Source organism: Corticibacter populi (assembly GCF_004217315.1).
GTDB classification, from domain to species: domain Bacteria; phylum Pseudomonadota; class Gammaproteobacteria; order Burkholderiales; family Burkholderiaceae_C; genus Lampropedia; species Lampropedia populi.
This window is the reverse complement of the sequence record NZ_SGWR01000002.1, coordinates 359,670-374,894: the sequence shown is the minus strand read 5'-3', so window position 1 is coordinate 374,894 and position 15,225 is coordinate 359,670. Positions and strand designations below refer to the sequence as shown.

At 65.1% G+C, this 15,225-nt stretch carries 12 protein-coding genes and 1 pseudogene; 11 read left to right on the top strand and 2 right to left on the bottom strand.

The window, feature by feature from the left end:
- Positions 1-141: 141 nt before the first annotated feature.
- The 3 genes and pseudogenes from EV687_RS07935 to EV687_RS07925 all read left to right on the top strand — a co-directional run.
- Positions 142-750 (top strand): OmpA family protein, encoded by a 609-nt coding sequence (locus EV687_RS07935; RefSeq protein ID WP_162846647.1) that lies wholly within the window; start codon positions 142-144, stop codon positions 748-750.
- 27 nt (positions 751-777) lie between these two features.
- Positions 778-1,167: a DUF4280 domain-containing protein gene (locus tag EV687_RS07930; protein WP_122231013.1), complete on the top strand. Its 390-nt coding sequence runs from the start codon at positions 778-780 to the stop codon at positions 1,165-1,167.
- Between the two features lie 54 nt (positions 1,168-1,221).
- Positions 1,222-1,471, top strand: a pseudogene (locus EV687_RS07925) (transposase); the annotation flags it as partial.
- A 179-nt stretch (positions 1,472-1,650) separates the two neighbouring features.
- Here the strand turns inward: EV687_RS07925 and EV687_RS07920 are convergent.
- Positions 1,651-2,724, bottom strand: coding sequence for a helix-turn-helix domain-containing protein (locus EV687_RS07920; RefSeq protein WP_165392813.1), 1,074 nt, complete (start codon positions 2,722-2,724; stop codon positions 1,651-1,653).
- A 135-nt stretch (positions 2,725-2,859) separates the two neighbouring features.
- Here EV687_RS07920 and EV687_RS07915 point away from each other — a divergent pair, with 135 nt between their 5' ends.
- Genes EV687_RS07915 through EV687_RS19375 form a run of 3 tightly spaced genes read left to right on the top strand, consistent with a single transcriptional unit; the run spans position 2,860 to position 6,768 of the window.
- Positions 2,860-5,181, top strand: a complete 2,322-nt coding sequence (locus EV687_RS07915; RefSeq protein WP_122231009.1) for a FepA family TonB-dependent siderophore receptor — start codon at positions 2,860-2,862, stop codon at positions 5,179-5,181.
- Between the two features lie 8 nt (positions 5,182-5,189).
- Positions 5,190-6,557 carry an alpha/beta hydrolase gene (locus EV687_RS07910; protein WP_122231007.1) on the top strand — a complete coding sequence of 456 codons (1,368 nt, stop codon included), beginning with the start codon at positions 5,190-5,192 and terminating at the stop codon, positions 6,555-6,557.
- A gap of 40 nt (positions 6,558-6,597) precedes the next feature.
- Positions 6,598-6,768 carry a hypothetical protein gene (locus EV687_RS19375; protein WP_423201084.1) on the top strand — a complete coding sequence of 57 codons (171 nt, stop codon included), beginning with the start codon at positions 6,598-6,600 and terminating at the stop codon, positions 6,766-6,768.
- Positions 6,769-7,027: 259 nt separating this feature from the next.
- Here the strand turns inward: EV687_RS19375 and tsaA are convergent, their stop codons facing one another.
- Positions 7,028-7,519, bottom strand: coding sequence for a tRNA (N6-threonylcarbamoyladenosine(37)-N6)-methyltransferase TrmO (tsaA, locus tag EV687_RS07900; RefSeq protein WP_122231005.1), 492 nt, complete (start codon positions 7,517-7,519; stop codon positions 7,028-7,030).
- Between the two features lie 312 nt (positions 7,520-7,831).
- Here tsaA and EV687_RS07895 point away from each other — a divergent pair, with 312 nt between their 5' ends.
- The 5 genes from EV687_RS07895 to xdhC all read left to right on the top strand — a co-directional run bounded on the left by EV687_RS07895 (position 7,832) and on the right by xdhC (position 15,199).
- Positions 7,832-8,860: an aromatic ring-hydroxylating oxygenase subunit alpha gene (locus EV687_RS07895; protein ID WP_122231235.1), complete on the top strand. Its 1,029-nt coding sequence runs from the start codon at positions 7,832-7,834 to the stop codon at positions 8,858-8,860.
- 11 nt (positions 8,861-8,871) lie between these two features.
- Entirely contained in the window at positions 8,872-9,861 is a 990-nt protein-coding gene (locus EV687_RS07890; RefSeq protein WP_122231003.1) for a PDR/VanB family oxidoreductase, read from the top strand.
- Between the two features lie 159 nt (positions 9,862-10,020).
- Positions 10,021-11,652 carry a xanthine dehydrogenase small subunit gene (xdhA, locus tag EV687_RS07885; protein ID WP_122231001.1) on the top strand — a complete coding sequence of 544 codons (1,632 nt, stop codon included), beginning with the start codon at positions 10,021-10,023 and terminating at the stop codon, positions 11,650-11,652.
- 48 nt (positions 11,653-11,700) lie between these two features.
- Positions 11,701-14,139: a xanthine dehydrogenase molybdopterin binding subunit gene (gene xdhB / locus EV687_RS07880; RefSeq protein WP_122230999.1), complete on the top strand. Its 2,439-nt coding sequence runs from the start codon at positions 11,701-11,703 to the stop codon at positions 14,137-14,139.
- Positions 14,123-15,199 (top strand): xanthine dehydrogenase accessory protein XdhC, encoded by a 1,077-nt coding sequence (xdhC, locus tag EV687_RS07875; protein WP_122230997.1) that lies wholly within the window; start codon positions 14,123-14,125, stop codon positions 15,197-15,199. Before xdhB ends, xdhC begins: the two co-directional genes overlap by 17 nt.
- Positions 15,200-15,225 lie beyond the last annotated feature (26 nt).

The following is a 15,225-nucleotide window of genomic DNA, read 5'->3' as shown; positions in this document are numbered from 1 at the left end:
CCTGCCGCCTGCGATAGCGCTTAGGGCGTATTCCGTCACCGCGGCGATCCTATGTCCGATGGTCTATCGCCAAGCCTTGGTGAATTCTGCACACTGTCGGAACCCGGCCGGCATGCGGCAACGGGTCAAAGGAGTGACATCATGCGTGAATCCGACTCTTTCCCGCGGTGCGGCAGGCACTTGCGCCCCAGCGCGCTGGCGTGGCTTGGCGCCTGTGCCCTGATGGCCGTCACGACGGTGCACGGCGCCGACTTCGGCTCGGACACGCCCTCCGTCAAGGACATCATCTCCAATCTTCAGGAGGATCAGGGCAGCGCCGTCGAAGGAGTCCGCACCCGCGCCCTGCGCCCCGGTGCGGCGGCGCAGGCCACGGCGGTGGATGCGGTCGCCGAGCCGCCGCCGGCCGCCGCCGCGCCGGCCATCTCGATGCAGATCCAGTTCGAGTTCGGCTCCGACCGCATCGCGCCGGCCTCGGCGCAGGCAATGGACAACCTGGCGCTGGCACTGGCCTCGCCCGAGTTGGAGGGCCGCCAGTTCACGGTCGTCGGCCATACCGACGGCGTCGGTTCGGCCGAATACAACCTGCGCCTGTCGCAGCGCCGGGCCGCCTCGGTCAAGGCCTATCTGGTGCGCGGTGGAGTGGCGGCCACGCGCCTGAAGACCGAGGGCAAAGGCTATACGGAGCTGCTCGATCCAGGCAATCCGCGCGCAGCGTCCAATCGCCGGGTGGAAATCATCGCCGGCGGCTGAGCGGCCATTGCACCAGCGGAGCGCGGCATGCCCATGCAGGTGGTTAACACAGCGATGCTGCGGTGCAGCTTTGGCGCCGCGCCGGGGTTCCTGTCGGTACTGCCGGTGCACCGGACCACCGCCGGGGGCCAACCGGCCGCCAACGTGCTCGATCATCAGCCGCTGGTGAACATTCCGGCCTTCGGCATGTGCGCCTGTCCAGCCAACCCCGCCGTGGCGAGTGCCACCGCCGCGGCCCTGGGCGTCCTCACGCCCATGCCCTGCGTGCCGGTGACCATCGCGCCATGGCAGCCCGGATCGCCCACGGTGCTGATCGACCGGATGCCGGCGCTCAACGACACCTCCTGCTGCCTATGCACCTGGGGGGGCGTGGTCAGCGTGGCCGCGCCGGGACAGGTGACGGTGCGGATACCCTAGGGAAGCTCCGCAAAACTCCTGCCGCGAGCGCCATTGAGCTGAGATGGTACGACCCTGAAACAAATGAGTCTTGCCGGTGGATTCGAGCTGAGCAGCAAGAGAACGCGCAAGCGCGAGTTCCTTGAAGAGATGGAGCGGGTGGTGCCTTGGTGTGAGTTGGTGGCATTGATCGAGCCCCATCAGCCAGCCAAGGACAATGGTCGCCCGCCCTTTGCCATCGAGACCATGCTGCGCATTCACTTCCTGCAGCAATGGTTCAACCGCTCGGACCCCGGCCATGGAAGAGGCCCTGTACGACACTCCTGGCATCGCCAGGAACGACAACAAACGACAGGTGATGTTCGCGCTGGCCAATCCATGGATGGTGCGGCGAACTTTGCCGAGGTTGCAGACATGAGAGCGTCTGCAGCATGCCCAAAGCGGGCAAAACACCGCAAATACGACCGTTTGAAGCCCCGACTGCTGGATGATTGATGTCCAGCGTCAGCGCCTCGTCCAGGCTTGGCGCGGTGTTATGCCAAACATGCGCTTGAAAGCGGTCGAGAAATTGGCAGCGCTAGCGTAACCAGCCAGCTCAGCCGCAAGGGCAACAGATACGCCATCCTTTTGCAGGGCGGCGTAGGCTTTGTTCATGCGGCGTTGCTGCATGTAGCCAAAAATGCTGCAGCCGTGCACTTGACGGAAATGGCGGTGGATACGACTGCTGCCGATGCCTGCCATGCGCAGGATTTCCGGCATGGAGAGGCCGTTGACGGCTTCGGTTCTCAATAGCTCGGTGAGCTGGCTGACCTGGCGCAGCTCCCGTGCCGTCAACCGCGCCGTCATGGCTTTTGACTGCACGGCGCTATCGGTACAGAGAAAGCGTGACAGCACCTCCAGTACGAGATCATAGGTGCGCGCTTGCCGGTACAGCCGTTGCATGCTCGCGCAGAAGACGGGCGGCGCGAGCAGTTGCTGGGCCAGATTCAGCGCGTATGCAGAAGGCTGCCAAGGCGTGGTTGCCATGTGCAGCTGCTGGAACTTGCGCAGTGGCTCGGCCATGGCGCTGTTGTTCGCAAATTCGTGCAAGTGCTCTTGCAGCCAGTCCGGCGTGATCGTCAGGCTGATTTTTCGCTCCGTACGGCCATGCCGCCAGTAACGCCGGAACACATCCGGCTCGGCATAGGAGACCAACGCCGCCTCATTGATCGTGCGCCCGCTGTTGTCCGCTCGGTTACCCAGCCAATAACGGTGCTGGCCATAGACGACGTCGGTATTGCCTGCACACAGCAGCACGGCCTTGATTCCAGGCTGCAAGGCGCTTTCCGTAACCCGGTCGGCCAGATCGCGCGCATCCACGCAATGCAGAAACAGGCCATCAAGCGCCAATGTTTCAAAAACACCATCCAGCAAAGGCTCGGAGGACAGCGGTTGACGATTTTTGAACCGATAGTCGGTCGTCAAGCCGCCATCAAAACGCTGCACGAACTGCTCAATGTCCTGACGGTACACCGGGCGCGCGATCTCGCCCGCTGCAGGGGCGGCAGTCACCGGTAACTTTGAGCGTGGTGAAGGCATGTTGGTGTGGCGGGTGCGTAGCGTTTGGGCGGGCAGGGAATTCAAACGAAATTGTCGCGCAAGCAAAAGTTGCTTGAAGCGTGATTCATAGAATAAATGCGAATAATTTTCCTTATTGAAAAGAGCTCGCTTTCTATGTTGACTTCACACCAGCGCACATTTCACACCACCCAAATCGCTTGGGCGATTTTTGCTTTGGCAGGCAGTGGCATCGCCCATGCCCAAGCCACAGAACAGGTACTTGATGAGGTGGTGGTGCTCGGCACCGCTGAGGAAGAGGTCAAGCAGTCGCTGGGGGTGTCGGTCATCACAGCCGAAGACCTCGCCAAGCGCCCGCCTGCGTCTGATCTGTCGGAAGTGCTGCGCCAGGAGCCGGGCGTGAACCTCACGGGCAGCGCCAATTCTGGCATGCGCGGCAACCGCCGCCAGCTCGACATCCGTGGCATGGGGCCGGACAACACCTTGGTGCTGATCGATGGGCAACCCGCATCATCACGCAATGCCTCGCGCCAGGGCTGGACGGGTGAGCGCGACAGTGACGGCGATACGGCGTGGGTGCCGCCGGAGATGATCGAGCGTGTCGAGATTCTGCGTGGTCCGGCGGCGGCACGCTATGGTTCGGGCGCGATGGGTGGCGTGGTCAACATCATTACCAAGCGACCGACAGATCGCTTGAGTGGCAGCCTGACCTATTACACCAATCTTCAGCAAGACCCCAAGGAGGGCGACAGCCGGCGCGCCAACTTCAGCCTGTCCGGTCCAATAAGCGATCGGCTGGCCTTTCGCGTGTATGGCGGATATTCCAAAACTGAGCCGGACGCACTGAACATCAATGCCGGCCAATCCTTTGAATCCAATGGCGTGGCCGCCGCCGCAGGCAAGACCGGCAACCGCAACAAGAACATCAATGGACTGTTCACGCTGGACATCAACGCGCAGCAGAAGCTGGAACTGAACCTGGGCTACAGCCGCAAGAGCGACCTTTATTCAGGCGATTCACAGAATATGAATGCCTACGTAAGCCTGAACAATAGCAACGTCAACTTCATTCCCGTGACCGATCTGTACGGCACGGAAACCACCGTTGTGCATCGCAGCAGCATTGGCCTGACGCACCGAGGCGACTGGGATTGGGGTGACTCGCGCGCCAGCCTGACGTACGGCTACACCCGCAATGCCCGCACTAGCGAAGGACTGTTTGGCGGTCCCGAGGGCGCTTTCCTCTCAGAAGCTGCCATGGGCGATCAGCAAACCAGCTACGTCGCCCAATTGAAGGAGCTGCGCTTGGACGGCGAAGTGAACCTGCCGGGCCGCTGGTGGGGCAAGCAACAGGTCCTGACGCTGGGCGCTGAGATCATGCATGAATCGCTGGACGATGCGGGCAGCACCCGCACCCTGCAACTCGCCAGCACCAACTCCTCTTTCGAGCCGATAGACGAGCTGCCAGGACGTGATGGGCGTTCCAAAAAGTCGTTCAGCAGCATGGCCGTCTATGCGGAAGACAATATCGAGCTGGTGGAAAACCTGATTCTCACGCCCGCTCTGAGGCTGAACTACCACAAGGAGTTCGGCTTCAATGCCAGCCCGGGCCTGACGGCCTCCTACGCCCTCAATCGTGCCTGGACCATCAAGGGTGGTATTGCCCGCGCCTACAAGACTCCCAGCCTTTACCAGGCCAATCCCAACTATCTGCTGTTCAGCCAAGGCACCGGCTGCAGGGCCGAGGCTCGCCCCTGCTATTTGCAGGGCAACGCGGACTTGGAGGCAGAAACCAGCATCAACAAGGAAATCGGCATCGCCTACGATGCGGGTGGCCTACGCACCAGCGTGGCCTACTTCCGCAACGACTACAAGAACAAGATATCTGCGGGAACCGCTTCTTACGGCACCTTGAGCGGTGGTGCGGGCGTGCTGGGCACATCTCAGCAAATACACCTTCTGAAATGGGAAAACACGCCAAAAGCCGTGGTGCAGGGGCTGGAAGGCAATTTATTCATTCCGCTGACCCCGCTGCTGGACTGGAACACCAATTTCACTTACATGATTGAATCCGAGGACAAATCCACCGGGCAACCGCTGAGCATCATTCCCAAATACACGGTCAATTCCACACTGGACTGGCTGGTCACTGACAAACTGTCATTGCAGGGCACAGTGACCTGGTACGGCAAACAGGAAGCGGCCACCCACGACGTACGCCGCGACATGGAAATTCTGGTGCGCCCTGGCTTGAACCCTTATGCACTGGTAGGCGTCAGTGGCGGCTATGAGGTCAGCCGCAGCTTCAAGTTACGACTGGGTGTCAACAACCTCTTCAACAAACAGCTCTACCGTGAAGGGCTGACTTACGGCGTTGGCAGCACCAGCACTACTGACACTAATTTGACCCGTGCAGGCGCACGCACCTATAACGAACATGGCCGCTCCTTCTTTATCAGCCTGACTGGCACGTTCTGAACGAGGCCATGCACAACAAACGCAGCTTCATCAAAACTGCCGTCGCCAGCATGTTGGCTTGGGCAACCGGCTTGGTGCGGGCCGACGAAACGGACGCTGATGGTGCCGCCATCACCAGCCCTCGGCTTGCACAACTGCAGCGCCAGTTCACGGCTGCACAGGGTGAGGATGCGAGAAGCAACGTCATTGCACAGTTCTGGGCGGAAGTCGCGGCACAGGGCGGCAGCCCGCTGGTCGAGCGGCAGGCCAACAACCAATCCGCGGCGGTTTTGGTGACCTTTCTTTGGCGGGAAGCTGCCGACCAGAACACGGCGGCTCAGGAAGTCCGGCTGCTGGCACCGGTGCGCCAGCACAACACGGCCGTGCTGCGCACTTTGGGCAATACCGGGCTGCGCTTTTACACGGCCGTGCTGCCACCAGGCGTGAAGATGGGCTACCAGCTCGCGGCCGGGCCGAAACTGCCCAAGGGCGAACGTCGCGCCTTGCGAGAATGGATGCGAATGCATGCCAGCCAGGATGTGCTGAACCCCAACATCTGGCCGCCTCCACCCAACGGCGAAGGTGTATCGGGAACGACCTATTCCGTCATGCGGTTGCCTGGCGCACCGCCGGATGCGCTGCCACCGCAACGCCACGCACCAAAGGGCTCGCTGCAGCATTACCGCTTGCACAGCGAAGTGCTGGGTAATGTGCGTGATGTCGCCATTTACCTGCCAGCGCGCCAGCATTTGGCAACTGCAGAGCCGTTGAACCTGCTGATTCTTTTCGACGGGCAGGAGTATGTGGAACGCGCATCGGCGCCTACTGTGCTGGATCAGCTGATCGAAAGCCGGGCAGTTCCACCAACAGCCGCCGTGTTGATTGGCAACGTGAACCGGGCGCGTGAGCTGGCGCCCAACATGCTTTTCGCTCACTTCATGGCGCAAGAGCTGCTGCCTTGGCTGCATGCACAGGTTGACAACGTCACACACGATCCCGCGCAGGTGGTGGTAGCGGGATCCAGCCTTGGCGGGCTGGCATCAAGCTGGGTCGCCTGGCAGCACCCGGAACTGTTCGGCAATGTGCTGAGCATGTCCGGCTCTTACTGGTGGAGCCCTGCCGAAGCTGCGGCGGCATCAACCGGCTGGATGACACAGCAGTTTGCTACCCAACCGCGCAAACCCATTCGCTTTTATCTTGATGTGGGTGTATTGGAGCGTGGTGCGGATGGCGGCCCCGGCTTGCTGGAGGACAACCGGCGCTTGCGCGATGTGCTGGCGCAACGCGGCTACGCGCTGACTTATCACGAAAGCCCCGGCGGGCACGACTACCTGATCTGGCAGGATGTGCTGGCCACCGCCCTGCCTCAACTATTGGGTGAAATGCTAGCGTCGTGAATCAGAAGGTCGTCTCATAAAGATGCCGGGAATCGCTGCCATGCTGCGCATTCACTTCCTGCAGCAATGGTTCAACCGCTCGGGCCCGACCATGGAAGAGGCACTGTACGACACTCCTGGCATCGCCAGGAACGACAACAAACGACAGGTGATGTTTGCGCTGGCCAATCCATGGATGGTGCGGCGAACTTTGCCGACGTTGCAGGCATGAGTGCGTCTGCAGCATGCCCAAAGCGGGCAAAACACCGCAAATACGTCCGCTTCAAACCCTATTGGTAACGCAGCATGGCGGCGATTCCCGGCATCTTTATGAGGCCAACTTCCGATTCGCGACACTCGCTGTTCAGTCCCGGCCTTTGATGCCGCTCGGCCAACGCGTTCCAACCACCGGATGCCGGCCGGGAGCGTGAGCAGGTGCTGGGCCCAGGCGCCCCCTCTCCGCTTTCTGGTTGTCTTTGCGCGCTGGTGGCTCAATCCATCCGGTGATCCGAGCGCGTTGTGCCGACCGCGTGCACGCGTTTGGCGAACCAGCCGATCCTCTCCGTCGCCCGGACGTCGAACTGCGGTACGTACGGTTTGATGTCGAGCACCGGCGTGCCGTCGAGCATGTCGTTGCCGCTGAAATGCAGCAGCGGCCCTTCCAGTGCTTCGAGCCTGACGATGGACAGGCCGATGCGGTTGGGTCGGGCCGGCGCCCGTGTCGCGAAGACACCATGGCTTTGATCATCCAGGAATGGCGTCACCTCCAGCCGCTCCTGCGCGACGCGGTGCAGATGCGTCACCAGCAGCAGGTATTCGAAGCCCTCGATGTCGCGCAGACCGGGCACGAATTCCGGCAGAACGGCCAATGTGCCCCGTTCGCCGGGAGCGCCGGCCGTCTGGATCGGCATGCCGGCGGTGTCCGTGAAGGGGCTGCGAATGAAGCCGATCGGGCGGCAGGTGATGCGGTCGGTGGGGGACATGGGCGGCATGGTCGGGGTGGTGTCGCGGGTTGCGGCCCGCCTGGGTCGCAGGAGGTGAAGCGGCACCCAATGACGTGCGCGTGTGGGCGATGGTGCGCGGAATCTGTTCTTTTTTATAGAACGGTATATTGAATTATCTCTTATGGACTGCAACGCAGGTGCCGCCTACAGTGTGTCTGAACAAGCCCTTGAACAAGCCTTCGCACAAGAGCAATTTCCGAGAACAGGCCCCCAATGAACATTTTGTCCACACCGACCGCCAGGCCGGGCGTGCCCGCCGCACCTGTCGCGCCCATTGTGCACACGCCAGCCATGCCTGGCCCGTTGCCCCCGCATTGCTCCTTCGAACCGGAGGACTGGCATCGCCTGGCACGCTTCTGGTACCCGATCGCCCTGGCCAGCGAGGTGGGGCCGGCGCCGCTGAAGGCCACGCTGCTGGATGAGGCGCTGGTGGCTTATCGCGTGGGCGATGCGCTGGTCGTCGCGCGCGATGTCTGCCCGCACCGGGGCGTGCCGTTGAGCATGGGCCGGCACGATGGCGAAGGACTGGTCTGCCCCTATCACGGCCTGCGTTTCGGCGCTGCCGGCAAGTGCAACCGCATTCCCGCCAGCCCCCGGCAGGCCGTGCCGGCCAAGCTGAACCTGATGACCTTCCCGGCCGTGGAACGGTATGGCCTGGTCTGGACCTGCCTGGCTCCCGATGGCCAGGACGCACCAGCGATCCCCGAGTTGCCGCATTGGGACGATCCCGATTTCGTCCAGGTGGTCTGCCCGTCCTTCGACATTGCCGGCTTTGCCGGTCGGCAGATCGAAGGTTTCATCGACGTGGCCCATTTCGCGTGGATCCATACGGCCACCTTTGCCGATCCCGACAATCAGGAAGTCCCCGACTACCAGACCCGCGAGACACCGGACGGTTTCGAGGCGCACTATTACAGCCGGATGTCCAACTACCCCAAGGGCTCGGGCTTCGATGAGCCGCAGGACTTCGTGTGGCTGCGCCATTTCGTCGTGCATTTGCCGTTCGTGGCGGTGCTCAACATCCATTTCCCCGACGGCAAGCTGCAGCACATCATGAATGCCGCGTCTCCCGTGTCGGCCCGCAAGACCCGGCTGTTCGTGCCCATCGTCCGCAATGTGAACAAGCACATTCCGCAGGACGAGGTCAAGGCCTTCAACCTGCGCGTGTTCAGCGAGGATCGCGAGATGGTCGAAGTGCAAAAGCCCGAGCGCCTGCCGCTGGATCTGACGCTGGAGGCCCACATCCCGGCCGACCGCAGTTCGATCGCCTACCGCCGCGGCCTCAAGCGGCTGGGTTTTGGCGATTTCTTCCTGGTCTGAAGGTGGAACACATGAGCACCAGTTCCTCGCTGATCGACGTGCAGGTCGATGCGCTCGTGGCCCAGGGGCAGGGCAATCTGGCCGTGCGGCTGATCCCGCCCGAAGGCCACGGGCCGCTGCCGGCATTCGATGCCGGCGCCCATGTGGATCTGCACCTTCCGACCGGAATGACGCGCCAGTACTCCATTGCCAGTGCCCCCCACCAGCGGGACTTCTACACCTTGTGCATTCGCAAGGAGGGCGCCTCGCGCGGAGGCTCCCGGTATGTGCATGAGCGCCTGCGCGTCGGCGACCGGTTGCGCATCGGCGCGCCACGCAACCTGTTCAGGCTGGAGCCTGCCGCGCACAGCATCCTGATGGCCGGGGGCATCGGCATCACGCCGCTGCTCTCCATGGCCTGGGCGCTGGAGCAGGGCGGCCAGTCCTTCGAACTGCATTACTACGTGCGCCGGCGCAGCGAGGCCGCCTTTGCGCGGCAATGGGGCCGAGGCTTCAGGCACGGCACCGTTCACCTGCACTGCAGCGCGGAGGGCGATTCGCTGCGGGCCGGGCGGCCGGCATGCCTGGCCGCACCCGGCTGCAGCACCCACCTCTATGTGTGCGGGCCGCACGGATTCATGGACCATGTGCAGGCACAGGCCCACGCCGCCGGCTGGCCGATGGATCAGTTGCACCAGGAGGCCTTCGGCCTTCCGGCCGCCGCCGTATCATCCGGATTGGCAGAGGAGGAAGCGCCATTCGAGGTGGAGCTGGCATCGACCGGCCAGGCATTCGTGGTTCCCCCCGGGCAGAGCATTGCGTCCGTTCTGCAATCCCAGGGTGTGGAGATTCCGCTGTCGTGCGAGATGGGCATCTGCGGCGCCTGCCTCACGCCGGTCAGTGCCGGCGACGTCGAACACCGGGACGGCGTGCAGAGTGAGGCGGAGAAATCCGCGCCATGCCAGCAGATTGCCCTGTGCTGTTCGCGCAGCCGTTCCGCCAGACTGGTACTGCAGTTGTGACGTCGTGACGTCGCGAGCATGCAAGCCAGGCCTGCTTGGATCTGGCACCAAGGTACATTGGCATCGTTTTTGCAGGATTTTGCGTCAACGCCCTCCGATGTGTGATGGCAGCTGGCGGCACCGGTGCCGCCGATCATCCCGAACAGAAAAAAACTAACCATGACGAACCCGCCCATCCGCCTTCTCCTGAACGCCGAGCCGGTCGAGATCCACGGCTTGCCGGTGACCACGACCCTGCTGGCCTGGCTGCGCGGCCAGCGCGGCCTCAAGGGCACCAAGGAGGGCTGTGCCGAGGGCGACTGCGGCGCCTGCACGGTGGTGGTCGGCGCGCTCGATGCCACGCAGGGCGATGCGTTGCAGCTGGCCAGCGTCAACGCCTGCATCCAGCTGCTGCCCACGCTCGATGGCAAGGCGGTGTTCACGGTGGAATACCTGCGCGCACTGGCCGATGGCGCGCTGCACCCGGTGCAAAAGGCCATGGTCGAGCACCATGGCTCGCAGTGCGGCTTTTGCACGCCGGGCTTCGTGATGTCGCTGTGGCAGCTCTACGAGCGCCGGCCCGAAGATGCGCCCGCCAGCCCATCGTCCGGTGGCGCACGCTGTGCAGGCGGTTGCGCGGGCCAGCAGGTCTGCGGCCCATCGGCCGGGCAGCCTGGACCACAGGGGCAGCCGCCCTCCCGCGCCGAGATTGCCAGCGCGCTGACCGGCAACCTGTGCCGTTGCACCGGCTACCGGCCGATTCTGGATGCGGGTGAAGCCATGTTTGCCGAGCCCGCCGTGCACCTCGACCGTGCGGCCATCCGTGCTGCCCTGCTGGCATTGCGTCAGCGGCGCGCGGCGGCCGCGCTCGACTACCAGGCCGCCGATGCGCACTGCCACCTGCCGCGAAACCTGGCCCAGTTGCTGGCGCTGCGCGCACAGAAGCCGCAGGCCACGTTGGTGGCTGGCGGCACGGACGTGGGCCTGTGGGTCACCAAGCAGTTCCGCGAACTGGGCGACCTGATCCACACCGGCGCAGTGGCCGAGCTGCAGGCCATGACCACCGCTGCCGATGGCGGCCTGCGCATCGGCGCGGCCGTGAGCCTCAATGCCGCCTATGCCGCCATCGCCGGGCGCTACCCGGAGCTGGCCGAGCTGTGGGAGCGCTTTGCTTCCACGCCGGTGCGCAATGCCGGCACGCTCGGCGGCAACGTCGCCAATGGCTCGCCCATCGGCGATTCCATGCCGCCGCTGATTGCTCTGGGCGCCCGCGTGGTGCTGCAGAGCCTGCGCGCCGAGCGGGTGCTGGCGCTGGAGGATTTCTACCTGGATTACATGAAGAAGGACCTGGCGGCCGACGAGATCGTCGCCGCCGTCGAGATCCCGCCGCGTGCGCAAGGCCTGCGCTTTCGCACCTACAAGCTCTCCAAGCGTTACGACAGCGACATCTCGGCGGTCTGCAGCGCCTTCGCGCTGGTGCTGGCGCCCGATGGCCGCATCGGTGCGGCGCGCATCGCCTTTGGCGGCATGGCCGCCACCCCGCGCCGCGCCGCGCAGGCCGAAGCCGCGCTGCGCGGCCGGCGCTGGGATGAGGACGCCCTGGAGCAGGCCTGCGCTGCACTGGCGCAGGATTACCGGCCGCTGGGCGACATGCGCGCCAGCGCCGCCTATCGCCAGCGCGCGGCGGCCAACCTGCTGCGCCGCTTCTACCTGGAGACCCGGCAGCACGCGGCGCTGCCCGCCGAGGCCGTGAACGTATTCGCGGACATTGCCGATCGCACCGGCCTCGCCGGACTCGCCAATCAGGCCTGAGTAAACCGCACAACCGCCAAGAGGCCCAAGAGGTACAAGAGGCACGCCATGAACCAACCCCAGGAAGCCCTTCTTCCCGCGCCCCCCGAGATCAGCCCGGAAAGCGCCGGCATGCCCGACGCGGCAACCAAGCCGCGGGTGCTCTACAGCCGCAGCGAGGCGCACGAATCGGCGCACCTGCACGTCAGTGGCAGCGCCACCTACGTGGACGACATGCCCGAGCTGGCCGGCACGCTGCACGCGGCCATCGGCATGTCGGCCAAGGCGCATGCGCGCATCCTGGCCATCGACTTCACCGAAGTGCAGGCCATGCCCGGCGTGGTGGGCGTGCTGCAGGCCGGCGACATCCCCGGCAGCAACGATTGCGGGCCGATCCTGCACGACGACCCGATCCTGGCCGATGGTGTGGTGAAGTTCGTCGGCCAGCCCATGTTCGCGGTGGTGGCCACCAGCCAGGAAGCGGCGCGGCGCGCCGCGCGCAAGGCCAGGGTGGAATACGAGGAGCTGCCGGCCGTGCTGGACATCCGCGCCGCCAAGGCCGCCGGCGAGCTGGTGGTGCCGCCGCTGGTGCTGGTGCGTGGCAGCCCCGAGGAGAAGCTCGCCAGCGCGCCGCACGTGCTGCGCGGCACCTGGTCGGTGGGCGGGCAGGAGCAGTTCTACCTGGAAGGACAGATCAGCTACGCCGTGCCCCGCGAAGACGGTTGCATGCAGCTGTGGTGCTCCACCCAGCACCCCACCGAAATGCAGCACCTGGTGGCGCATTGCCTGCAGCTGGCGAGCAACCAGGTGGTGGTGGAGATCCGCCGCATGGGCGGCGGCTTTGGGGGCAAGGAATCGCAGTCGGGCATCTTCGCCTGCATCGCGGCGCTGGCGGCGCGCCGCTTTGGCCGGCCCGTCAAGCTGCGGCCCGACCGCGACGACGACATGATGATCACCGGCAAGCGCCACGACTTCGTCTACGACTACGCGGTGGGCTTCGACGACACCGGCCGTATCCTCGCCGCGAAGGTGGAGATGGCCGCGCGCGCGGGATTCTCCACCGATCTGACGCCACCGGTCATCACCCGCGCCGTGTGCCACTTCGACAACGCCTACTACCTTGGCGATGCCGACATCCGCGCCTTCGGCTGCCGCACCCACACGCAGTCGAACACGGCGTTTCGCGGCTTTGGCGGGCCACAGGGCGCCATCATGATGGAATACATCATCGACAGCATTGCCCGCCAGCTGGGCATGGACGCGCTGGCGGTGCGCCGCATCAACTTCTACGGCACCACCGAGCGCAATGTCACGCCCTACCTGCAGGTGGTGCGGGACAACATCATCGGCGAGATGGTCGATGAACTGGTCGCCACCAGCGACTACCACGCGCGGCGCGCGGCCATCGCCCGCTTCAACGCCGGCAGCCCGGTGCTCAAGAAAGGGCTGGCGCTCACGCCGGTGAAATTCGGCATCTCCTTCAATGTGCCGCACTTCAACCAGGCCGGCGCGCTGGTGCACGTGTACACGGACGGTTCCGTGCTCGTCAGCCACGGTGGCACGGAAATGGGCCAGGGCCTCAACACCAAGGTCGCGCAGGTGGTGGCGCACACGCTGGGCGTGCCGCTGGCGCAGGTGCGCGCCAGCGCGGCCGACACCAGCAAGGTCGCCAACACCTCGGCCACGGCGGCCTCGACCGGCTCGGACCTCAACGGCAAGGCCGCCGAGGACGCGGCGCGGCAGATCCGCGCGCGCCTGGCCGCCTTTGCAGCGCCGCTGCTGGGCGGTGCCGCCGAGGATGCCGCGCGCGTGCGCTTTGCCGATGGCGCCGTGGCGCTGCACGGCGCGCAGGGAGCGTGCAGCCTGCCGTTTGCCGACGTGGTGGCCCAGGCCTATCTGGCGCGCGTGCAGCTCTGGTCCGACGGCTTCTACGCCACGCCGGGCCTGCACTGGGATGCCAGGACCCTCACCGGCAACCCGTTCTACTACTACGCCTATGCGGCCGGCGTCTCCGAGGTGCTGGTCGACACCCTCACGGGCGAATGGCGGCTGCTGCGCACCGATCTGCTCTACGACGCGGGCAACTCCATCAACCCGGCCATCGACATCGGCCAGGTCGAAGGCGGCTTCATCCAGGGCATGGGCTGGCTCACCAGCGAAGAATTGGTCTGGAACCGCGAAGGGCGCCTGACCACGCATGCGCCCTCCACCTACAAGATCCCGGCCATTCACGACTGCCCGGCCGAGTTCCGCACGCGGCTGTTCCAGCGGCCCAACCCGCAGGAGACCGTGCTGCGCTCCAAGGCCACCGGCGAGCCGCCGCTGCTGCTGCCGTTCTCGGTGCTGATGGCGCTGCGCGATGCCGTCTCCAGCGTGGGCGGGCACCGCGTGCAGCCGCCGCTGCGCGCGCCGGCCACCCCCGAGGCCATTCTCGATGCCGTCGATGCCGTGCGCGCCGGGGTGACCGAGGCGCCCGGCGTCACGTTGCACTATGAACGACTGGCTTGAGTCGGCGCTCGCGCTGGCACAGCAAGGCCAGGCGGCAGTGCTCGTGACGGTGGCGGCCACCACCGGCTCGGCGCCGCGCGAGGCGGGGGCGCACCTGCTGGTGGGCGCAGGCGGGCTGTCGGGCAGCATCGGCGGCGGTCATCTGGAATACCAGGCCATCCAGCAGGCACGCCGGATGCTGGCACAGGCCGGTACGGCTACCGAGGCCTTGTCATCCCTTCCTCCAACACCCCAACTGCAGCGCTTTGCGCTGGGCGCGAGCCTCGGGCAGTGCTGTGGCGGTGCGGTGCGATTGCTGTTCGAGCGGCTGGGACCGCCCGATTTGGCCTGGCTGCAGCAGGCGCTGCAGTGGCAGCGCTGCGGCGTGCGCTGGTGCAGGGTGGTGCAGGGCGCCGGGATGGCAGGGCAGGACGCAATGCGCGAGCCGATGCCGGTGCGCGTGCTGGCGCTCGATGACACTGCGGCGCTGCACGGTCTTCCCGCAGCCCTGCAGCAGGCCCTCGCATCCCTGCAGGTTGCCAGCGGAGAAGGACCGGCCGATCCGGCGCTGTTGTTCGGTCCGCAGTCCGGGACCGGCTGGACGCTGCTGGATTGCGCACCACAGCCTCCCATGCCGGTGTGGCTGTTTGGCGCCGGTCATGTCGGCCGTGCGCTGGTGCGGATACTCGCCGGTCTGCCCATGCGCGTGAGCTGGGTGGACAGCCGTATCGAGGCGTTTCCGGCGCAGGTGGCGCCCCACATCCAGGTCTGCTGTACCGATACGCCCGAAGACGAGGTCGGCGCGGCGCCGCCAGGCGCCGCCTTCGTGGTGCTGACGCACGATCACGCACTGGACTTCGAATTGAGCCGGCGCATCCTGGCACGTGGCGACTTCCGCTTCTTCGGCCTGATCGGCTCGCAGACCAAGCGCCTGAGCTTCACGCAGCGCCTGCGCGCGCGCGGTGTCGATGACGCGCAGATCGCGCGCATGACCTGTCCGGTGGGCGTGGCCGGCATCGAGGGCAAGGAGCCCGAAGTCATCGCCGTGGCGATTGCCGCGCAGCTGCTGCAGTCGCGCTGAAAACCCGTACACGATCTTTTCGCGGG

Bases quoted from the DNA above. Each gene is read 5' to 3' on its own strand.
- EV687_RS07935 (WP_162846647.1), top strand. From the start codon at position 142: ATGCGTGAATCCGACTCTTTCCCGCGGTGCGGCAGGCACTTGCGCCCC.
- xdhB (WP_122230999.1), top strand. From the start codon at position 11,701: ATGAACCAACCCCAGGAAGCCCTTCTTCCCGCGCCCCCCGAGATCAGC.
- xdhA (WP_122231001.1), top strand. From the start codon at position 10,021: ATGACGAACCCGCCCATCCGCCTTCTCCTGAACGCCGAGCCGGTCGAG.
- EV687_RS07920 (WP_165392813.1), bottom strand. From the start codon at position 2,724: ATGCCTTCACCACGCTCAAAGTTACCGGTGACTGCCGCCCCTGCAGCG.
- tsaA (WP_122231005.1), bottom strand. From the start codon at position 7,519: ATGTCCCCCACCGACCGCATCACCTGCCGCCCGATCGGCTTCATTCGC.
- EV687_RS19375 (WP_423201084.1), top strand. From the start codon at position 6,598: ATGCTGCGCATTCACTTCCTGCAGCAATGGTTCAACCGCTCGGGCCCG.
- EV687_RS07910 (WP_122231007.1), top strand. From the start codon at position 5,190: ATGCACAACAAACGCAGCTTCATCAAAACTGCCGTCGCCAGCATGTTG.
- EV687_RS07890 (WP_122231003.1), top strand. From the start codon at position 8,872: ATGAGCACCAGTTCCTCGCTGATCGACGTGCAGGTCGATGCGCTCGTG.
- EV687_RS07915 (WP_122231009.1), top strand. From the start codon at position 2,860: ATGTTGACTTCACACCAGCGCACATTTCACACCACCCAAATCGCTTGG.
- EV687_RS07895 (WP_122231235.1), top strand. From the start codon at position 7,832: ATGCCTGGCCCGTTGCCCCCGCATTGCTCCTTCGAACCGGAGGACTGG.
- xdhC (WP_122230997.1), top strand. From the start codon at position 14,123: ATGAACGACTGGCTTGAGTCGGCGCTCGCGCTGGCACAGCAAGGCCAG.
- EV687_RS07930 (WP_122231013.1), top strand. From the start codon at position 778: ATGCCCATGCAGGTGGTTAACACAGCGATGCTGCGGTGCAGCTTTGGC.